The sequence below is a fragment of the Oricola cellulosilytica genome, assembly GCF_019966575.1.
Lineage (GTDB): Bacteria > Pseudomonadota > Alphaproteobacteria > Rhizobiales > Rhizobiaceae > Oricola > Oricola cellulosilytica.
The window spans coordinates 170,102-189,471 of record NZ_JAINFK010000004.1; the positions used below are offsets into that span (position 1 = coordinate 170,102).

General features: G+C 63.6%; 11 protein-coding genes and 2 pseudogenes. 7 read left to right on the forward strand and 6 right to left on the reverse strand.

The features are described 5' to 3' along the window. Positions 1 to 87: 87 nt before the first annotated feature. A complete protein-coding gene (locus LC298_RS10895) occupies positions 88 to 3,810 on the forward strand; it encodes a PAS domain-containing hybrid sensor histidine kinase/response regulator (RefSeq protein WP_131567035.1) in 3,723 nt (1,240 codons plus the stop codon). Between the two features lie 50 nt (positions 3,811 to 3,860). Here LC298_RS10895 and LC298_RS10900 read toward each other — a convergent pair whose 3' ends face one another. Then, positions 3,861 to 4,739: a dienelactone hydrolase family protein gene (locus tag LC298_RS10900; protein WP_131567038.1), complete on the reverse strand. Its 879-nt coding sequence runs from the start codon at positions 4,737 to 4,739 to the stop codon at positions 3,861 to 3,863. Between the two features lie 237 nt (positions 4,740 to 4,976). Between LC298_RS10900 and LC298_RS10905 the strand changes: the two genes are divergently transcribed. Continuing rightward, complete coding sequence (locus LC298_RS10905) at positions 4,977 to 6,503, forward strand: AAA family ATPase (RefSeq protein WP_223385635.1); 1,527 nt, start codon at positions 4,977 to 4,979, stop codon at positions 6,501 to 6,503. A 187-nt stretch (positions 6,504 to 6,690) separates the two neighbouring features. Beyond that, the gene (locus LC298_RS10910; protein WP_131567041.1) at positions 6,691 to 7,350 is read left to right on the forward strand and encodes an exopolysaccharide biosynthesis protein; all 660 of its coding nucleotides are present in this window, start codon (positions 6,691 to 6,693) and stop codon (positions 7,348 to 7,350) included. Positions 7,351 to 7,352: 2 nt separating this feature from the next. On the opposite strand, the gene LC298_RS10915 is transcribed toward LC298_RS10910, so the two are convergent. From LC298_RS10915 to LC298_RS10925, 3 genes are all read right to left on the reverse strand, one after another. After that, the gene (locus LC298_RS10915; RefSeq protein WP_131567044.1) at positions 7,353 to 8,096 is read right to left on the reverse strand and encodes a sulfite exporter TauE/SafE family protein; all 744 of its coding nucleotides are present in this window, start codon (positions 8,094 to 8,096) and stop codon (positions 7,353 to 7,355) included. 78 nt (positions 8,097 to 8,174) lie between these two features. Beyond that, positions 8,175 to 9,176 (reverse strand): TerC family protein, encoded by a 1,002-nt coding sequence (locus tag LC298_RS10920; protein ID WP_131567047.1) that lies wholly within the window; start codon positions 9,174 to 9,176, stop codon positions 8,175 to 8,177. Positions 9,177 to 9,509: 333 nt separating this feature from the next. Next, positions 9,510 to 11,159, reverse strand: coding sequence for an acyl-CoA synthetase (locus LC298_RS10925; protein WP_131567050.1), 1,650 nt, complete (start codon positions 11,157 to 11,159; stop codon positions 9,510 to 9,512). 211 nt (positions 11,160 to 11,370) lie between these two features. On the opposite strand from LC298_RS10925, the gene LC298_RS10930 reads away from it, so the two are divergent. The 3 genes and pseudogenes from LC298_RS10930 to LC298_RS18125 form a co-directional block, all read left to right on the forward strand. Beyond that, positions 11,371 to 12,147, forward strand: a complete 777-nt coding sequence (locus LC298_RS10930; protein WP_131567054.1) for a PRC-barrel domain-containing protein — start codon at positions 11,371 to 11,373, stop codon at positions 12,145 to 12,147. 114 nt (positions 12,148 to 12,261) lie between these two features. Then, positions 12,262 to 13,111: pseudogene (locus LC298_RS18120) on the forward strand (ATP-dependent helicase); the annotation flags it as partial. A 251-nt stretch (positions 13,112 to 13,362) separates the two neighbouring features. Continuing rightward, positions 13,363 to 14,988, forward strand: a pseudogene (locus LC298_RS18125) (ATP-dependent helicase); the annotation flags it as partial. A gap of 525 nt (positions 14,989 to 15,513) precedes the next feature. On the opposite strand, the gene LC298_RS10940 reads toward LC298_RS18125, so the two are convergent. Together LC298_RS10940 and LC298_RS10945 are read right to left on the reverse strand one after the other, a co-directional pair. Then, positions 15,514 to 15,804 (reverse strand): GIY-YIG nuclease family protein, encoded by a 291-nt coding sequence (locus LC298_RS10940; protein WP_131567057.1) that lies wholly within the window; start codon positions 15,802 to 15,804, stop codon positions 15,514 to 15,516. A gap of 146 nt (positions 15,805 to 15,950) precedes the next feature. Further along, positions 15,951 to 17,525, reverse strand: a complete 1,575-nt coding sequence (locus tag LC298_RS10945; protein WP_131567060.1) for a phospholipase D family protein — start codon at positions 17,523 to 17,525, stop codon at positions 15,951 to 15,953. Positions 17,526 to 17,768: 243 nt separating this feature from the next. Between LC298_RS10945 and LC298_RS10950 the strand changes: the two genes are divergently transcribed. After that, entirely contained in the window at positions 17,769 to 19,364 is a 1,596-nt protein-coding gene (locus LC298_RS10950) for an isocitrate lyase (RefSeq protein ID WP_131567062.1), read from the forward strand. Positions 19,365 to 19,370: the final 6 nt, after the last annotated feature.

Here is a 19,370-nt window from a genome sequence, read left to right on the forward strand (position 1 = left end):
GCCATTCACCACTCTTTGCGATTGTTCGCGGACATACCTGGCGACGGCGGCCGCATCGGCCGTTCTTGCCGGTGGGCTGAGGGCGAGATGTATAACAACGGAAAAGACAGGGCGCCTGCCTATCTGCGCGAGGACGCGACCCTGGAGGATTACAAAGCCTTCGTCGCCAGCAACTCCGACTGGATCTGGGAAACCGACGCCCGGCATCGCTTCACCTACGTCTCGGACTCGGTCACCGAAATCATGGGCTTCGAGCCCGGCCAGCTAATCGGCGCGTCACGCGCGGAAATGATTGCGGAGAGTTCCGACGGCGATCCCCGGTTTGCCCGGCACCTCGAGGCTCTGCAAAAACGCGAGCCGTTCCGCGATTTCATCTACAAGCTGAAGACCCCGTTCGACGACAATCTCTGGATGGCAATCAGCGGATTCCCCCGCTACGAGGACGGAGAGTTTGTCGGATACCGGGGCAACGGCCGGAACATCAGCAGTGTGATCCGGGTGATGGAAGAACTCGAGTTCGCCCGATCCGAGCAATCCAAGCTCAACGCGATCATTGACGCCAGCATAAACGCCGTCAGTTCCGGCGTCGTAATCTTCGATGCGGACGATAATCTGACATTCGCCAACAAGGCGATCCGGGAGATGTTTCCGGCAATCCGCGACCATTTCCGAAAGGGGCGGACCCTGGGCGATCTGATTCGCGAGATCATTTCGCACGAGATTTTCGTCAACGATGCCGGTGCCTCCGAATTCCCGCCCGACAAGTTTGAACAGCGGGTTTCCCGCTACGAGGCGCGCTATGAACGGGCGCATTTCGAGACCGTGGAACAATTCGCCGACGGGCGCTGGTGCCTCGTGGAATCGCGTCGTCTGCCGAACCGGATGATCGTGTGCATTCTTTCCGACATCACCGAACTGAAGACGCACGCGCTCGAACTGAAGAGCGCGAAATCGGAGATCGAGCGGTCCTACCAGTTGCTGCAGACCATCCTTGATAATGTTCCCATCGGCATCGTCGTCTACGACAAGGATGAAAACTTCGTTCTGACCAACCGGAATCTCCGCGAGGACCAGCCAGAACTCAATCCCGTCATGGAACAGGGGCGAACCTTGGAGGAGGCGGTCGCGCACGCGCATTCGCAGGGACTCTGGCGGCATTCCGGCGACCCCGAATTCGATAGCCTCTACGAGACCGACCCGGAACAGTGGAAAGCCCGCAAGCTCGAAGAGTACCGTGTCAAGAAATTCGAGGCCCTGCGCAATCCGAAGGCCGGAAAATGGATGAAGGCCGTGAACCTGAAGACCGGGGACGGTCTTTTCATCGGCCTTCGCATCGACATTTCCGACCTCAAGCGGCAGCAGGACGCGTTGGCAAAGCAACTCCGCGAGAACGAGCTTTATCGCAACATCATCGAGGCAATCCCGGCTGCGGTATACGCCAAGACCCCCGATCTCAGACTCGTCTATGCCAATTCGGGCTGGGAGACCGTCGCCGGCGCTTCCCTCTCCGATTCCATTGGCAAGACCGACTTCGACTTCTTCGGTGAAGAAGGCCTGCGCTTTATGGAAGCCGACCGGACGGTGCTCAGGACCGGCAAGGTCCTAGAAATGGAGGAGCAGGGAACCAATCCCGATGGCACGACTGGATACCGTCTCGCTCGCAAGAGTCTGACAAAAAGCTCCGACGGATCGGTATATCTTGTCGGCATTACCACTAGCATCGACGAACTGAAGGCGCGCGAAAACGAGGCCATCGCCGCCCGCGCGAAGGCCGAGTTGGCCCAGAACGTCTTGGACCAGCTCTCCAGTCCGGTATTGGTCAAGGATCGCAGCGGAGTGTTCGTCGCCACCAACCGCGCGTTCGCGGAACTTCTCGGCAAGCCGGCCGAGGCGATCGTCGGCCGTACCGCCGAACAGGTCATTGACCCGGAGTTCCTGGAGGAAGCAACGCGCTACGAAGCCGAGGTCATGCAGACCGGCAAGACCAGTGCGCACGAGCATGAGATCGTTCGCGGCGACGGCACGCGCTTCGCAGCCAAGGCCTACAAGTCGCGCGAGCGACTTGCGGACGGGAATGACTATCTCGTCGTTCGCATCGAGGACATCAGCAAGTTCAGGGAACGCGAGGAAGCGCTTCGCGAGGCACAGCGCAAGGCAGAAGCCGCCGACCGTGCGAAATCCGAGTTCCTCGCGAATATGAGCCACGAAATCCGCACACCGATGAACGGTGTTCTCGGTATGGCCGAATTGCTGGCGGGAACGGAACTCGACAGCAAGCAGCGGATATTCGCCGACGTCATCATCAAATCCGGCAACGCGCTCCTCACCATCATCAATGACATCCTGGATTTCTCCAAGATCGACGCCGATCAGATGACTCTGGAGCCCGAACCCTTCGACCTGCGCGAGGCGATCTCCGACGTCGCGACGCTGATGACGGCCCGCGCCCAGAAAAAGGACATCGAACTTATCGTCCGCGTCGATCCGGCGCTTCACGACAACTACCTTGGCGATGTCGGCCGGATTCGTCAGGTGGTTGGCAACCTGCTCGCCAATGCCGTCAAGTTTACCGACTCCGGCCACGTCTTGGTCGACGTGGGCGGCGTTGATCGCGGCGACAAGAGCGAAATTACCGTCAAGGTAACCGACACCGGCATCGGTATCCCGGCGGACAAGCTCGACCACATCTTCGAGAAGTTCGCTCAGGTCGACACCTCGGCGACGCGCCGGCACGAGGGAACGGGCCTGGGCCTGGCGATCTCCGCATCGATCGTCGAACTTATGAATGGCAAGCTGGGCGTCGAAAGCGAAGTCGGCCATGGATCAACCTTCTGGTTCACGCTGAAGCTGCCCAAACACGGCAGGCAGGTTCGACATGTCCGATTGCCCGGCGATGTCCGCGGCGCACGCATACTTCTGATCGACGACAATGCCGTGAACCGCTCCATTCTGATGGAACAGACGGCGGCCTGGGGCTTTGACGCCGCTGCGGTTCCGACGGGGCAGCAGGGCCTTGCCGCCCTGCGTGAGGCAAGCGCCGGCGGACGGCCTTTCGATGCTGCCGTCGTCGACCTCCAGATGCCGGAAATGAGCGGCGCGGATTTCGTCCGGACCCTTCGGTCGGACGCCGCGCAAGCCGATTTGCCGGTCATAATGCTATCCTCGGTGGACCGGGCCATCTCCACGGAGGAAGTTCGCAAACTCGGAATCGGCGCCGCCCTGCTGAAGCCGGCGCGCTCCAGCGAATTGCTCGACGCGATTGTCGCTCTCGTAGGCGACGCGCGTTCGCCAGAGGGGGCTGATGCAATAGCCCCGGCGAGTGCGCATGCCGCGGACAGGGCAGAAAACCTCCCCCCCGCGTCTTTTGCCGTCCCCGATGGAGGTCCGGCCGGCAGTTCGGCGACGCGCGCGCCGGACTGCCCGCTCGATATCCTGATCGCCGAGGACAACGAGGTGAACCAGCTTCTGTTCTCGCAGATCCTGCTCGATGCCGGATACCGTTTCGAGATCGTCGGCGACGGCAGACAGGCGGTCGACACCAGCGCCCGCAAACCGCCGCGGCTGATCCTCATGGATGTCTCCATGCCGGAAATGAACGGATTCGAGGCAACATCCGCGATCCGCAACCGCGAGGCGGAATCGGACGTCAGGACGCCGATCATCGGCGTCACCGCGCACGCGCTCAAGGGCGACCGCGACCGCTGCCTCGAGGCGGGCATGGACGATTACATTTCCAAGCCGATCAGCCCTGACGCGCTGGTCGAAAAGGTAAAGCAGTGGCTGGGCGAGGACGCCGCCGCCGAGGCGTGAGCGCGTAAAGCAGCAGCGTCGCCCGCGCAAAAAAGCAGGTCCAGCCTCACCTACCCCAAATGCTCCTTGAAGAAGGCGACCGTCCGGCTCCAGGCGAGATCGGCAGCCTCCTTGTCGTAGCGCGCTTCCGACGTGTCGTTGTTGAAGGCGTGGTTGACGCCCTCGTAGATATGGATCGTGAAATTCTTGTCGTTTTCTTCAAGGGCTGTCCGGTATGCGTCGATCCCGGCATTGATGCGCTCGTCCAGCCCTGCATAGTGCAGCAGAAGCGGCGCCTCGATGAACGCGGCATCGCCTGGCGCGGGCTGCCGCCCGTAATAGGCGACGCCTGCCCCCAGGTCCGGATCTGCCACGGCCAGCGAGTTGACCAGGCCGCCGCCCCAGCAGAATCCGACCGCGCCGACCTTACCGTTGGTCGCCTCGTGGCTCGCCAGGAACTGCCGCGCAGCTTTGGCGTTTTCCAGCGTCTCGGCGCCGTCCAGCGCGCCGATCATCTCGCGCGCCTTGTCCTCGTCCGAAGGCGTGCCGCCCGACAAAGAAAGAAAGTCCGGCGCCAGCGCCACGAAACCCTCAAGCGCAATCCGTCGCGCCACGTCGCGGATATGTTCGTTCAGGCCGCGGTTCTCGTGGATCACGATCACTGCCGGCAGCTTGCCTGCTGCGTCCGCCGGCATGACGAGATAGCCGCGCATTTCGCCTGCAGCTCCCGGCCATGGAACGTCCTCGCCCCGCAGCCGCGCATCGTCAGGCGCAACCATCGCCGCCCGCGCACTGTTTGCCGCCAGCATCGGCGCAATCGCGGCAGCCGCCGCGCCGGTCCCGGCCAGTTTCGTCAGCTTCTCCATGAAGCCGCGTCGGTCGAGCGTCAGATGCGTGTATTCGTCATAAGCATCGATCATCGCTTGGGTGATCTGCGGTTTTCCGGACATCGATTGTTCCTCCGAAAAGATGTCAGCCCCTCACGTTAAACCAGCGTAGCCCCCGTGCCACGAAAAAGCGCGACGCCGCACATCACAAATTACGGAGCGGCAAACCGACGACTACCGCTTCCCGCTGTGGACCGCGCCGAGGAGTGCTTCCCCCCTGCCCTGCGAATCTCCTATTCAGGGACCGGCCGGGCCATTCTCCGGCGATTCCCGAACCGTTTCAGCAAGGCAGGCGCGACTTTGAAGGTCGACATCGACATGGGAACGACCGCCACGCATGACGTGGCGAAGCTCGACATCGAGGAGCTGCTCGCCACCCGACTGCTCGTCCAGGGCAATTCCGGCTCCGGCAAGTCGCACCTTTTGCGCCGCCTGCTGGAGCAGTCCGCCAGATGGGTGCAGCAGGTGGTGATCGACCCGGAGGGCGATTTCGTCACGCTGGCCGAGACCTTCGGCCATCTGGTGGTCGACGCCGACCGCTCCGAGGGCGAACTGGTCGGCATCGCCAATCGCATCCGTCGCCACCGCGTTTCCTGCGTGCTGACGCTGGAGGGTCTCGAGATCGACGACCAGATGCGCGCCGCCGCCACGTTCCTCAATGCGCTGTTCGAGGCCGACCGCGAGCACTGGTTTCCGGTTCTTGTCGTCGTCGACGAGGCGCAGATGTTCGCCCCCGCCGCCGGCGGCGAGGTCGCCGAGGATGCCCGGCGCGCCGCGCTTGGCGCGATGACCAACCTGATGTGCCGCGGCCGCAAGCGCGGCCTTGCCGGCGTCATCGCCACGCAGCGCCTCGCCAAGCTGGCAAAGAACGTCGCCGCCGAGGCCTCCAACTTCCTGATGGGCCGCACCTTTCTCGACATCGACATGGCCCGCGCCGCCGATCTTCTCGGCATGGACCGCCGCCAGGCCGAGCAGTTCCGCGATCTCAGGCGCGGCTCCTTCGTCGCGCTCGGGCCAGCCCTGTCGCGCCGGCCGCTCCCCGTCACCATCGGCCCGGTCGAGACGGGCGCGCGCTCATCGAGCCCGAAACTGATGCCGCTGCCCGACAAGCCCGCCGATGTCGAGGACCTGATCCTGACGCCCGCCCCGGAGGATTTCGCCCGTCCGCCGACGCCGAGGCGTGCCACGCCCGCGCCGCGCGCGACCGCCGATATAATGGAGGAACTGTCCCGCGCGGCCTCGATCCAGGAAACCGGGCCGGAACCCGAAAAGCCCGGACGCCGCCCGCCGATGAGCGGGGAGGAAAAGGAACAGTGGGTCGCCGAAACGCTGGCCGGCATCGCCGCCGGTCCGGATTCGGCCTTCCGCTCGGATTCCGAACTCTATCAGGATTTCCTGATGCGCGGCCGGATGCGCCGCATCACCGGTGCGCCGCTGTCGATGTCGGATTTCCGCCTGCGCCTCGCCATCGCCCGCTCCGGCGTCGACGCGGAAACAGCGGGAAGCGAAGCCTGGCGCACAGCGCTGGTGCTCGCCGAGCGGGTCACCGACGACCTTCAGGGAGTGTTCCTGATGCTGGCCCACGCCGCCATTCGCTCCGCCCCCTGCCCCTCGGACGCGGAGATCGCCCGCGCTTACGGCACCCACTCGACCCGCCGCGCCCGCCGGTTTCTGGATTATTTCGAGGAACAGGGCCTGATCGTCCTGCACACGGACCATTTGGGCAAACGCCTCGCCGCCTTCCCCGACTTCGACGCCCAGACGCTGGGCGGCGACGCCGACGCGCCCTTGGCGGAGGAAAGCGGGAATGTAGAGGCGGCGGAGTGAGGATCAAGGGCTTGGAAAGGGCTTTCTCGCGCCAAAACCGCTTCTGCGGCGTCCTGCGCCGAACGTATGATGCGTATAAACGGTGCTGTGTCCGCAATCAAAAAACCACAATCCCTTCCTAATCGTCTCAGCAGAAAGCGATTAGCTTGCCATTTTCTCTTCTGGAGGCAGGGTCGATCCCAAAACTATGGACGCAGATGGCGGCGGTGTCGTCACATGGTCACACGCTTCAGATTCTCCGAACAGGCGGCTATCCGGAATCCTCTCCGAAATCGCGGGCGATAAGAGCCGTGAAAGAGTTACGTTAGGCGATCTGCTCGAAAAGTTCGGCAACCGCGCCTTTGGCGCTATGATCTTCATTTTCGCCGCCCCTAATGCAATTCCCATCGCGATGCCCGGGATATCGGCGTTGTTGGGGGCTCCGCTTGTCTTCCTGACATGGCAAATGATGCGGGGCCGCCGCGAGCCATGGTTCCCTTTGGCAATTCGCAACCGGTCATTTGCCCGCAGCGATTTTCTCAGGCTGGTCAATATCGTGAACCCCACTCTGAAAACGATCGAGAAAATGATCCGGCCACGGTTTGATATTTTGGCGAATTCAAGAGCAGAAGGTCTGATCGGCTTTTTGGGGCTGCTGCTAGCTACGATGATTTTTCTTCCCATCCCGTTCGGCAACATGTTGCCTGGTCTGGCGCTCGCCTTGCTGGCGCTCGGCGTTCTGGAGCGCGACGGATTGGCGATCATCAGCGGAACCGTTGCCGCTTTGCTCGGCTTCATGCTGGTTTCCGGGATTCTCTACGGCATTGCAAAGGCAACACTGTTCACGTTCCAAAACGCGTTCGCCTAAGTCTAGATCCCGAACACGCGAACGAACTCGCGACCCGATAATAGCGTTATCAGGACGCCAACCAGCATCATCATGGGCCTGTCGGGCATGTGCCGGACCACCAGGGCCGCAAGGGGCGCGGCAATGACACCGCCTACTATCAGGCCCAGAATGATTGGCCAGAGTTCGAGGCCAACGGTCAGGAAGAAGGTCCCCGATATCATGAGCGTGACGAGAAACTCGCTCGCATTCGTCGATCCGATGGCGGTTCGGGCAACCGCCCCTTGCCCGATTATGCTCGATGTCACGATCGGCCCCCATCCGCCGCCGCCGATGGAATCGAGAAATCCGCCAACGAGGCCGAGTGCTGGGAGCATGCGGGGCTCGACAGATGGGCGATTCGCCCTGCGGGCGGCCTTCCAGACGATCCAGAGCCCCATGGCCGCCAGATAGAACGCGACGACCGGGCGTACCCGTCCCCCGTCCATCGACGAGAGCAACATGGCGCCTATGGTTCCGCCAACGGCTCCGGGAATGGCCAGTCGCCCGACCATTTTCCACCGGACATTGCCGAAACGCCAGTGCGACAGCGCCGACGCGCCGGTCGTGAAAACCTCTGCGGCATGGACGCTGGCGCTGGCTACCGCTGGCGTGAAACCGAGCCCGAGAAGAACGGACGTGCTGGCCAGCCCGTATGCCATGCCGATGGCGCCGTCGATGATCTGCGCGGCGAATCCTACTGCGATGAAAAGGAGGAAATCTGACATGCCGTATGACCAATTCGTCTCAGCATCGAAAGAAGGGGGCGGCTCAGCGACCGGGCAAGATCGTGAACCAATTAAGAGTCAGGCATTTTCTCTTTGATGAGCCGCCGGTGCCGATACGGATCCGGCGGCAGCGCGGCCGGGTCTCGTCGCCATAAGCGAAAGAAACAGTCCGCCGAGGAGAAGCGCCATCGTGATGGACAACGATAGCGCCGACGGGAATTTCTCCCATCCAAACAGGTCGGCGAGAAAGATCTTGCTGCCGATAAATACGAGCACCAGCGCAAGGGCATACTTCAGGTAGACAAACCGCGCGATCATCACGACGAGCACGAAATAGAGCGCCCGCAGTCCCAGTATGGCGAAGATATTGGATGTGTAGACCAGATAGGGGTCGGTGGTGATCGAAAATATTGCGGGGATGGAGTCGACCGCGAATATGACGTCGGCAATCTCGACCATCAAGAGGGTCATCAGAAGCGGTGTGGCAACGACATAGGCGCCTGATCGGACGAAAAATCTGTGTCCGTGCAGGTCCGGCGTCAGGGGTAGCCATTTCCTCAGCCAGCGGAGGACCGGATTAGCGGCCACATCGTACTCCGTTTCACCGGCAACGAGCATCTTGACGCCGGTGAAGACGAGGAATGCCGCGAAGAGATACAATACCCATTCGAAATTCGAGACGACCGCGGTGCCCGCTCCGATCATCAGGCCGCGCAGGACGATCACGCCCAATATGCCGTAAATCAGCACCTTGTGCTGGTACTCCCGAGGGATAGCGAAATAGGAGAAAATGACGGCAATGACGAACACGTTGTCCATCGCCAGGCTCTTCTCTACCACGAAACCGGTGAGGTAGAGCATCGCTGCTTGCGATCCGAGCATCTTCCAGATCCACAAGGAAAAGAGCAGGCCGAGGCCGACATAGAAGGCGGAGAGCAGGAGTCCCTCCCGCGCCCCGATTTCATGGGGTCGCCGATGCAGCACGCCCAGATCGAAGGCAAGCAGGGAAATTACGAGAGTGAGGAACACACCCCACATCCACACCGGTTCGCCCATTACTTCAGTAAGCAACAGGGTCATGCGCGAAGCTCCGCCAGCGCCGTCTTCAAAGCTGTGCGTCAGGGCTGGCTTGTCGCGCAGGGCGCTCGTATATCGAGCGAGGATGAAGTGGGATCGAGGCCATGTCTGTGCAAGTGGCCGGATCCCCGTCCGGTCCCTTTTAATTATTCGCCGGTTCGGTCGGATGCTTATTTCCGACCGCAAATATCATGCGGTGGACGTAGAGATCCCGGGCTTCTCTTGGAACCGGTCCTCGCGCGGAGGCGCAGAAACATGAGAACGACCGATGCTTGTGGCGAAGGATGGCTGGCTTCGAACAGGCGGCCCACGGCCTGATTCGGCCGGCTGATACGCTCACGCACCCACCCCCTTCGCCTGTTCCCGCAGCACGAACTTCTGAATTTTTCCTGTCGAGGTCTTCGGCAGGTCGGTGAACACCACGTGTTTCGGGCATTTGTAGCGGGCGATCAGCGCCCGGCAATGGGCGATGATCTCGTCCTCGTCGGCGTGCTGGCCGGGCTTCAGTTCGACGAAGGCGCACGGCGTCTCGCCCCATTTCTCGTCCGGGCGCGCCACAACGGCGGCCGCCTGCACGGCGGCGTGCTTGTAGAGCGCGTCCTCCACCTCGATCGACGAGATGTTCTCGCCGCCGGAGATGATGACGTCCTTGGAGCGGTCCTTCAGCTGGATATAGCCGTCCTCGTGCAGCACGCCGAGATCGCCGGAATGGAACCATCCGCCGGCGAACGCCTCGTCGCTGGCTTTTTTGTTCTTGAGGTAGCCCTTCATCACGATGTTGCCGCGGAACATCACCTCGCCCAGGGTCTCGCCGTCGGCGGGCACCTTTTCCATCGTCTCCGGGTCCATCACGGTCAGATCCTCCAGCGCCGCGTAGCGGACGCCCTGGCGCGCCTTGCGCGCCGCACGGTGCGGCCCGTCGAGTTCGTTCCACTCGGTCTTCCATTCATTGACCACCGCCGGCCCGTAGGTCTCGGTCAGCCCGTAGAGATGCGTCACCTCGAAACCGGCGTCCGCCATCCCGGCGAGCACGCTTTCGGGCGGCGGCGCGGCAGCGGTGTTGAACGTCACGGTCTGCGAAAAGTCGCGCTTTTCGGCGTCCGGCGCGTTGATCAGCAGCGACATCACGATCGGCGCGCCGCACAGATGCGTCACCCCGTGGCCGGCGATCGCGTCATACATCGCTCTTGCCCGCACCCATCTGAGGCACACATGCGTTCCCGCCTGCACGGCGAGCGTCCACGGGAAGCACCAGCCGTTGCAGTGGAACATAGGCAGCGTCCACAGATAGACCGGGTGCCGGCCCATGCCCGACGCGATCACGTTGGCGTAGCCCATCAGCGCCGCGCCGCGATGGTGGTAGACGACGCCCTTCGGATTGCCGGTCGTCCCCGACGTGTAGTTGAGCGAGATCGCGTCCCACTCGTCCTCCGGCATCGCCCAGTCGAACTCCGGGTCGCCGTCGGCGATGAAGTCCTCGTACTCGACCGACCCGATCGCCTTGCCCTTCGGCGCCGGCGCGTCGTCCGGATAGTCCGGATCGTCATAATCGATCACCAGCGGCTTCACCTTCGCCTTCTTCAGCGCCGCCTTCATCACCGCTGAAAACTCCCGGTCGACGATGACGATCTTCGCCTCGCCGTGATCGAGCTGGAAGGCGACGACATCGGCGTCGAGCCGCGTGTTGATCGACAGCAGCACCGCGCCGGTCATCGGCACGCCGTGATGGGCTTCCAGCATCGCCGGCGTGTTCGACAGCAGCACCGCGATCGTGTCGCCGCGTTTCGCGCCCGCCTTGGCGAGCGACGAGGCGAGCTTGCGCGCCCGCGCGTAGAAATCCCCGTAAGTCCGGCGCAGCGAGCCGTGGATGATGGCGACATGGTCGGGAAACACCTTCGCCGCCCGCTCAAGATGCTTCAGCGGCGTCAGCGGCTGGTGGTTGGCCTCGTTGCGGTCGAGCCCCTTGCCATAGATCGTGCCTTTCATCGGATCCTCCTCCCGCGAACCGTGCCCGTGAAAATCTTATGTCCTTCGCGACCGCCCGTCACCTCGCGGTTTGCGGGCGATTTCCGGTGATCGCCTGTCCCGCACGGATTGCAGCGGGACACACAATGTGAGAGGCCCTGCGGAACGCTCCCAATCCTCCCCACGTTTTCCTGGTGTGTGAATAACGCACGAAAAGACAGGGAGAACGGCCATGAAACGCAAGCTCTTGACGACGACGGCCCTGATCGCTTTCGCAATCGCCGGAAGCGGAACCGGTGCGCTCTATCCGGCGCCGGCAGCCGCCCAGACCCAGTCCCAAACCGAAACCCAGACCGGGGTTCAGACCGAAGAAGTGTTGCCGAACGAGGAAGGCGCGGCACAGGAGAACGCTTCCGAAATCACCGAGGAGTCCGCGACCGAAATGGCCGAACAGCCGGCCGACGAGCAGGCTGAGCAGCCCGCGACCGGCACCGCGCAGCAGCCCGCTGCGGAATCGGAGACGATGGAGGCCGCCACGCCGGAATCCATGGCGGTCGACGAGGAGGTGTTCTTCGTCTTTGAGGAAGCCGACCATTACCGCTCCGACAAGCTGCTTGGCGCATCCGTCTTCAGCAGCGGCGGCGAGGTGATCGGCGACATCAACGACCTTATCGTCTCGACCGAAGGCAAGTTCGAAGGCGTCATCGTCGGCGTCGGCGGCTTCCTCGGCATGGGCGAGAAGAATGTCGGCGTCCGCTTTGCCGCGCTGACCCTCTCCGAGGATCCGGAAACGAACGAACTGAAGATCGTCATGGAGCAGACGAAGGAGAGCCTTGAAGCCGCGCCTGCTTATGTCAGCAAGGAGCGCCAGGCGGTGGCAGCCGAGGTGCGCCAGGAAACCGGCCAGACCGGGGTGACGACCGGCGCCATTCCCGAACAGCCCGCCGACGATTCGGCGGACCCGGCCGCCTACGGAAACGCCGTGCAGCCGGTTGCTCCGGCGCAGTAAAGCGGCATTTCCTTGGAGTTATTGACGGGCGGCCCACGGGCCGCCCGTTTCGTTTGACGGAATACGCGCCGGGATTGCTGGTGTTTCCCCCCCGAATCACTACATTCCGTGGCAATGAGCGATCCCTTCGACGATATCCCCTTCGGCGACGAGCCCGGCCCCCCGGCAGCCCCCGGCCAGCCCTCCGGCATTGCCGCGCGCGCCATGGCCGCCCGCCGGGGCCCTCCGCCGCGCGATTATCTGGAAGGCCTGAACGGCGAGCAGCGCCGCGCGGTCGAAACCACCGACGGCCCGGTTCTGGTTCTGGCCGGCGCCGGCACCGGCAAGACCCGCGTGCTGACCACCCGCATCGCCCACATATTGTCGCTCGGCCTCGCCTGGCCGTCGCAGATCCTCGCCGTGACCTTCACCAACAAGGCGGCGCGCGAGATGAAGGAGCGCATCGGCATTCTCGTCGGCGAGGCGGTCGAGGGCATGCCCTGGCTCGGCACCTTCCATTCGATCGGCGTGAAGATCCTGCGCCGCCACGCCGAGCTTGCGGGCCTCAGGTCCGATTTCACCATTCTCGACACCGACGACCAGATCCGCCTCATCAAGCAGGTGATCCAGGCCGAGGGGCTGGACGACAAGCGCTGGCCGGCGCGCACCTTCGCCCACATGATCGACGGCTGGAAGAACAAGGGCTACGGCCCGAAGGATATTCCCGAGGGCGACGCCCGGGCATTTGCCAACGGCAGGGGCCGCGAGCTGTTTTCCGCCTATCAGGACCGGCTGAAGACGCTGAACGCCTGCGATTTCGGCGATCTCCTGTGCCACCCGATCCGGATATTGCGCGACAATCCGGACGTGCTGGCCGACTACCATTCCCGCTTCAGATACATCCTCGTCGACGAGTACCAGGACACCAACACCGCGCAGTATATGTGGCTGCGGCTCTTGGCTCAGAGGCCAAGATCGAAAACCCCCTCATCCGTCGCCTCCGGCGACACCTTCTCCCACCATGGGGAGAAGGAAGGGCGCCTCCCCTCTCCCCTTGTGGGAGAGGGTGGATCGCCGCGCAGCGGCGAGACGGGTGAGGGGTACTCCAGCGGCTTCGAGGAAGCACCCTTCCCGGGCGATCTCCCCTCCCCGGCCGAAGGCCGAGCGCGTGACGACGCGCCGGACGACTTCTCGTCCGCCCCCGCGGAGCGAAGCCGCGCAAGCGGCGACAGCGCGAGCGAAAACAAGATCAACATCTGCTGCGTCGGCGACGACGACCAGTCGATCTATGGCTGGCGCGGCGCGGAGGTCGACAACATCCTGCGCTTCGAGAAGGATTTTCCAGGCAGCACGGTCATCCGGCTCGAACGCAACTACCGCTCCACCGAACACATTCTCGGCGCCGCCTCGCACCTGATCGCCCACAATGAGGGCCGGCTCGGCAAGACGCTGTTCACCGAGCTCTCCGACCCGGACCACGACAAGGTGCAGGTCCACGCCGCCTGGGATTCCGAGGAGGAGGCCCGCGCCGTCGGCGAGGAGATCGAGCAGGCGCAGCGCCGCGGCCACAACCTCAACGACATGGCGATCCTCGTGCGCGCCTCGTTCCAGATGCGCGAGTTCGAGGACCGCTTCGTCACGCTCGGCCTCAACTACCGCGTCATCGGCGGCCCGCGCTTTTACGAGCGCATGGAGATCCGCGACGCCATGGCCTATTTCCGCGTCGTCGCCCAGCCCGCCGACGACCTCGCCTTCGAGCGCATCGTCAACACGCCGAAGCGCGGTTTGGGCGATGCGTCGGTGCGCATGGTCCACGATTATGCCCGCGCGCGCGGCATCCCGATGCTCGAGGCCGCCGGCGAGATCGTCCAGACCGAGGAGATGAAGCCCAAGCCCCGCGCCGCCCTTCGCGAGCTGGTGGACAGCTTCAAACGCTGGCGCGATCTGCTTGAAAAGACACCGCATTCCGAGCTGGCTGAGGTGATACTTGAAGAAAGCGGCTACACCGCGATGTGGCAGAACGACCGCTCCGCCGAGGCGCCGGGGCGGCTGGAAAACCTCAAGGAACTGATCCGGTCGATGGAGGAATTCGAGTCGCTGCGCTCCTTCCTCGAACATGTCTCCCTCGTCATGGACGCCGAGCAGAACGCCGATCTCGACGCCGTTTCCATCATGACGCTGCACGCCGCCAAGGGGCTGGAATTCGAGACCGTCTTCCTGCCCGGCTGGGAGGAAGGGCTGTTCCCGCACCAGCGCTCGCTCGACGAGGGCGGCCGCTCGGGCCTCGAGGAAGAGCGCCGCCTCGCCTATGTCGGGCTGACCCGGGCCAAGCGCCACTGCCACCTCTGGTTCGTCTCCAACCGCCGCATCCACGGCCTGTGGCAGTCGACCATCCCCTCGCGCTTTCTCGACGAATTGCCGGCCGCCCATGTCGATGTCGCGGAAGCTCCCACCAATTATGGCGGGTTCGGCGGTTACGGCGCGTCGCGCTTCGACAAGGCCGAGGCCTTTTCCGCCAACCGCTCGACCCCCGGCTGGCAGCGGGCGCAGCAGAACCGCACCGAGGCCACCTCGCGGAACTGGGGTTCGCGCTCCGGCGTCGCGGTCGAGCGCATCGGCTATGGCGAAACGGATTCAGGCTTCGGCGCGGGCCGCAAGTCGGTCAAGGGCCGCGTCATCGAGGGCGAGCTTGTCGCCAAGTCGGTCTCCGACACCCCGTCCACCTTCTCCACCGGCGACCGCGTCTTTCACCTCAAATTCGGCAACGGCAACATCGTCGCGGTGGAAGGCAACAAGCTCACCGTCGATTTCGACAAGGCCGGCCAGAAGCGCGTGCTGGACGGGTTTGTGGAGCGGGTGTGAGGGTGATCACTCCCTAAAGCGTCCCGCCCTTTTTTGAAGCCAGAATGTAGACGTAACCCACGCGCCCCATCCGGCCACGCTAACGGAATGGATCCCTGTGACAAGCACAGGGATGACGACAGGACGGGGATTGCCGTTACTCTCCCAGCCTCTGCGCACTCGTAAAGACCGGGAACTAACCGCGGTCATCCTCGGGCTTCTTCGCGCTAGCGAGCGAAGCGAAGCTTAAGGGCGCGACAGAGACGACCCGCGGACCCACCGCCACGCGGCTCAATCGGTCAACACGCCACGGCAGCCGCTCCAGCAGGCTCCCGCACGCCCCCTTGCCGCCGTCATCCCTATGCCCCGCGCGTCAGCAACGAGCGATGCGAGGCGCTTATGGACGCGCGGGAAATGTCACAGGGATCCATTCCGGAGACCGCAGCGCCACCCGCCCGAAAGAGCCAATCCATCTCCGTCATCCTCGGGCTTGACCCGAGGACCCATTCCGTGAGGCTTCCCGCAATCGCCGGACCGGAAGAACGGTCACCAGCCGATCCCTTTGTAAAGCTCGTCCCACTCCGGGTTCATGGCTTCGATCAGTTCGATCTTCCATTGGCGCCGCCAGCGCTTCAACGATTTTTCACGTTGGATCGCGTCGGTGATGTCGTCGTAGTCTTCGTACCAGACCAGCCGAACCGCGCCGTAGGTGGACGTGAAGCTTTTCCTATTGATGCGCTGCTTATGGTCGTAGATGCGCTGCGAAAGGTCCGAAGTAACGCCGATATAGATCGTGCCCCCCTTCTTGCTTGCCAGCATGTAGACATAGCCGCCCATCGCCTCAGCTTCACGGAATGGGTCCTCGGGTCAAGCTCGAGGATGACGAGGGTGGTGATGCCCGCCAGCGACGAGCCGACGGCGAGGAGCTCACGGGCGGGACAAACCAGGGGCCCGTCAGCGAGCAAGGGACAAAAAACGCCCCCTCACAGCATCCATTCGATCGGCAGCCAGCCAAGCACCCGGATCGCCAGCCGGTCGAACAGGGTCGTTCCCGGCTCGGTATCGTGCACGATCGTGCCGTCCGGCAGCTGTTCCCTCCAGCGCAGCGCCCCCTCGTCCAGCCGCACGGCAAAGGCCGCCGGTTCGATCCGCTCGACGAAACCGTCGGAGATAACCTGCGCGATTTCCGGGCTTTCGATCAGGAATCCCATCTCGGTGTTGAACAGCACCGAGCGCGGGTCGAGATTGAGCGACCCGATGAAGACGCGGTCGCCGTCGAGCGCCACCGTCTTGGCGTGCAGGCTGGAGGCCGAGGACCCGGAGGACCCTCCGGAAGAGCCGGACGGGCCGGGGACGCCTGGTTTGGCACTGGTGTCGGGCGTCTCGTCGCCGGGCTTCAGCTCGAACACCTCCATGCCCTCGCGCAGCAGGTCCCGGCGGTATTTGGCGTAACCGGCATGCACCACCTTCACGTCCGTCGTCGCGTAGGCATTGGTGAGGATGCGGATCTTCGCGCCGTTGTCCCTCAGGCCGGCGAGGAACGCGACCCCCCGGTCGCCCGGAATGAGATAGGGCGAGATCAGGTCGAGGCTGGTTCGCGCCTGTCTGACGACCTCCTTCAGCCGGTTGATCATGAGCTGGTCGCCCTCGGCCTCCCCCAGCCCCTTGGCTGGGTGATCGCTGAGCAGTTCGGCGCGCACCCATTCCAGTTCGACATCGCCGCGGATGAACCGGTCGGCGGCCGTTCCCTCGAAACGGGAAAGCCGCTTGACCTCCGCCGCCGGACCGGCGGGATCGGTCCCGGTGACGTAACCGGGCAGCTCACCATTGCCGTCCCAGGTGATCAAATCCATCGGATAGGCGGAGCCGCTGTTCCAGTAGAGATCGAAATTCGCCGCCGTCTGCGCGGCGACCGGTCCGGCCGCCAGCACGTCGAGGTCGATGAAGTGGCTTTCCTCGGCCATCTGGAAATATTCGTCGCCGATATTGCGTCCGCCGACGATTGCGGCCGCCCCGTCGGCGATCAGCGCCTTGTTGTGCATCCGGCGGTTCATGCGGAAGAAGTCGATCAGATAGCCGGCGACCTTCGGACGGCGGATGGTCGACGGGTTGAAGATCCGGACCTCGAAATTTTCCAGCGCGTGCAGCGCCGTCAGCACCGGGTCGAGACCGGCGATGCCGTTGTCGTCGAGCAGCAGCCGCACGCGCACGCCGCGCTCTGCCGCCTCGCGCAGCGCACTGAGAAGCAGCCGCCCGGAGGTGTCGTCGCGCCAGATGTAATATTGTGCATCGATCGAGGCCTCCGCCCCGGCGACAAGCCGGAGCCGGCTGGCGAAAGCCGCGCCTCCGTCGGCCATGGCTCGCATCCCCGATTTACCCGATTGCAGGCGCGCCGGCGCATCGACCAGGCCGCCGAGAGTCGTCTCGGGCGAAAGCGCGATGGCGGCGCTCTCCTGCCGGTCATCGACGGAAGGCAGCGGAAACATCAGTCGCGCGATCACGATGGCCGCGACGCTGAGGAGCAGGACGGCGGCGAGCGCCTTGAGGAAACCGGTCATCCTCCGGCCATGGCCGAGATCGTGCCGGGCCGCAAGTCCTTTATGGTCCGGCCGACCCGCAAGGCGAGCTGTTAACGATCTCGGCGGTATTGTAAATCTTTTACAAATTTACCGGCACGGCTTTCGCATCGCAACAAGAACACACGAATTATCTGCCGGATTTACGGGTTTTCCATGACACTTTAGCCGCGACAGCGCATTGCAGCATGACAGATTTTTACAAAACGACGAAGGACCTCCCTCATGTCATATGCAAGCGACATCCAGTCGACCCGCGAACTCATCCGCAGCCACAACGGCACATGGGACGGCATCGACGCCGAAGCCGTCGCCCGCATGCGCGCCCAGAACCGCTTCCGCACCGGCCTCGACATCGCCCGGTATACCGCAAAGATTATGCGCGAGGACATGGCCGCCTATGACGCGGATCCGGCCAACTACACCCAGTCGCTCGGCTGCTGGCACGGCTTCATCGGCCAGCAGAAGATGATCTCCATCAAGAAGCATTTCGGCTCCACCAAGGGCCGCTATCTCTATCTTTCCGGCTGGATGGTCGCCGCGCTGCGTTCCGAATTCGGTCCGCTGCCGGACCAGTCGATGCACGAGAAGACCTCCGTTCCGGCGCTGATCGAGGAGCTATACACCTTCCTGCGCCAGGCCGATGCCCGCGAGTTGGGCGGCCTGTTCCGCGAACTCGACGCCGCGCGCGAGGCCGGCGACCCCAACAAGGAGCGCGAGATCCAACACAAGATCGACAATCACGAGACCCACGTCGTTCCGATCATCGCCGACATCGACGCCGGTTTCGGCAATGCCGAGGCGACGTATCTTCTGGCGAAAAAGATGATCGAGGCCGGCGCCTGCGCCCTGCAGATCGAGAACCAGGTCTCGGATGAGAAGCAGTGCGGCCACCAGGACGGCAAGGTCACGGTTCCCCACGAGGATTTCCTCGCCAAGGTGCGCGCCTGCCGCTACGCCTTCCTCGAACTCGGCGTCGAGGACGGCATCGTCGTCACCCGCACGGATTCGCTCGGCGCGGGCCTGACCAAGCAGATCGCGTACTCCAAGGAACCCGGAGACCTCGGCGATCAGTACAATGCCTTCCTCGATTGCGAGGAGGTGACGGCCGATGATCTCGATCCGTCGGATGTCGTCATCAAGCGCGACGGCAAGCTGATGCGCCCGAAGCGCCTGGCTTCGAACCTCTTCCAGTTCAGGCCCGGCACCGGCGAGGCGCGCTGCGTCCTCGACTGCATCACCTCGCTGCAGAACGGCGCGGACCTGCTGTGGATCGAGACCGAGAAGCCGCATATCGGCCAGATCGGCGGCATGGTGAACGCGATCCGCGAGGTCATGCCCAACGCCAAGCTGGTTTACAACAACTCGCCGTCCTTCAACTGGACGCTAAATTTCCGCCAGCAGGTCTACGACGCGTGGGAGGCCGAGGGCCGCGACGTGTCCGCCTATGACCGGGAGACGCTGATGGGTGCCGCCTATGACGGCTCGGAACTGGCGGCGGAGGCCGACGAGCGCATCCGCACCTTCCAGGCGGATGCCGCGCGCGAGGCCGGCATCTTCCATCACCTGATCACCCTGCCGACCTACCACACCGCGGCGCTGTCGACCGACAATCTGGCGAAGGAGTATTTCGGCGACCAGGGCATGCTCGGCTACGTCAAGAACGTCCAGCGCGCCGAGATCCGGCAGGGCATCGCCTGCGTCAAGCACCAGAACATGGCGGGTTCCGACATCGGCGACGACCACAAGGAATATTTCGCCGGCGAAGCCGCGCTGAAGGCCGGCGGCAAGGACAACACGATGAACCAGTTCGCCGCCTGACCCGGC

Bases quoted from the DNA above. Each gene is read 5' to 3' on its own strand.
- LC298_RS10895 (WP_131567035.1), top strand. From the start codon at position 88: ATGTATAACAACGGAAAAGACAGGGCGCCTGCCTATCTGCGCGAGGAC.
- LC298_RS10900 (WP_131567038.1), bottom strand. From the start codon at position 4,739: ATGTCCGGAAAACCGCAGATCACCCAAGCGATGATCGATGCTTATGAC.
- LC298_RS10910 (WP_131567041.1), top strand. From the start codon at position 6,691: ATGGACGCAGATGGCGGCGGTGTCGTCACATGGTCACACGCTTCAGAT.
- LC298_RS10915 (WP_131567044.1), bottom strand. From the start codon at position 8,096: ATGTCAGATTTCCTCCTTTTCATCGCAGTAGGATTCGCCGCGCAGATC.
- LC298_RS10920 (WP_131567047.1), bottom strand. From the start codon at position 9,176: ATGACCCTGTTGCTTACTGAAGTAATGGGCGAACCGGTGTGGATGTGG.
- LC298_RS10925 (WP_131567050.1), bottom strand. From the start codon at position 11,159: ATGAAAGGCACGATCTATGGCAAGGGGCTCGACCGCAACGAGGCCAAC.
- LC298_RS10930 (WP_131567054.1), top strand. From the start codon at position 11,371: ATGAAACGCAAGCTCTTGACGACGACGGCCCTGATCGCTTTCGCAATC.
- LC298_RS10940 (WP_131567057.1), bottom strand. From the start codon at position 15,804: ATGGGCGGCTATGTCTACATGCTGGCAAGCAAGAAGGGGGGCACGATC.
- LC298_RS10945 (WP_131567060.1), bottom strand. From the start codon at position 17,525: ATGACCGGTTTCCTCAAGGCGCTCGCCGCCGTCCTGCTCCTCAGCGTC.
- LC298_RS10950 (WP_131567062.1), top strand. From the start codon at position 17,769: ATGTCATATGCAAGCGACATCCAGTCGACCCGCGAACTCATCCGCAGC.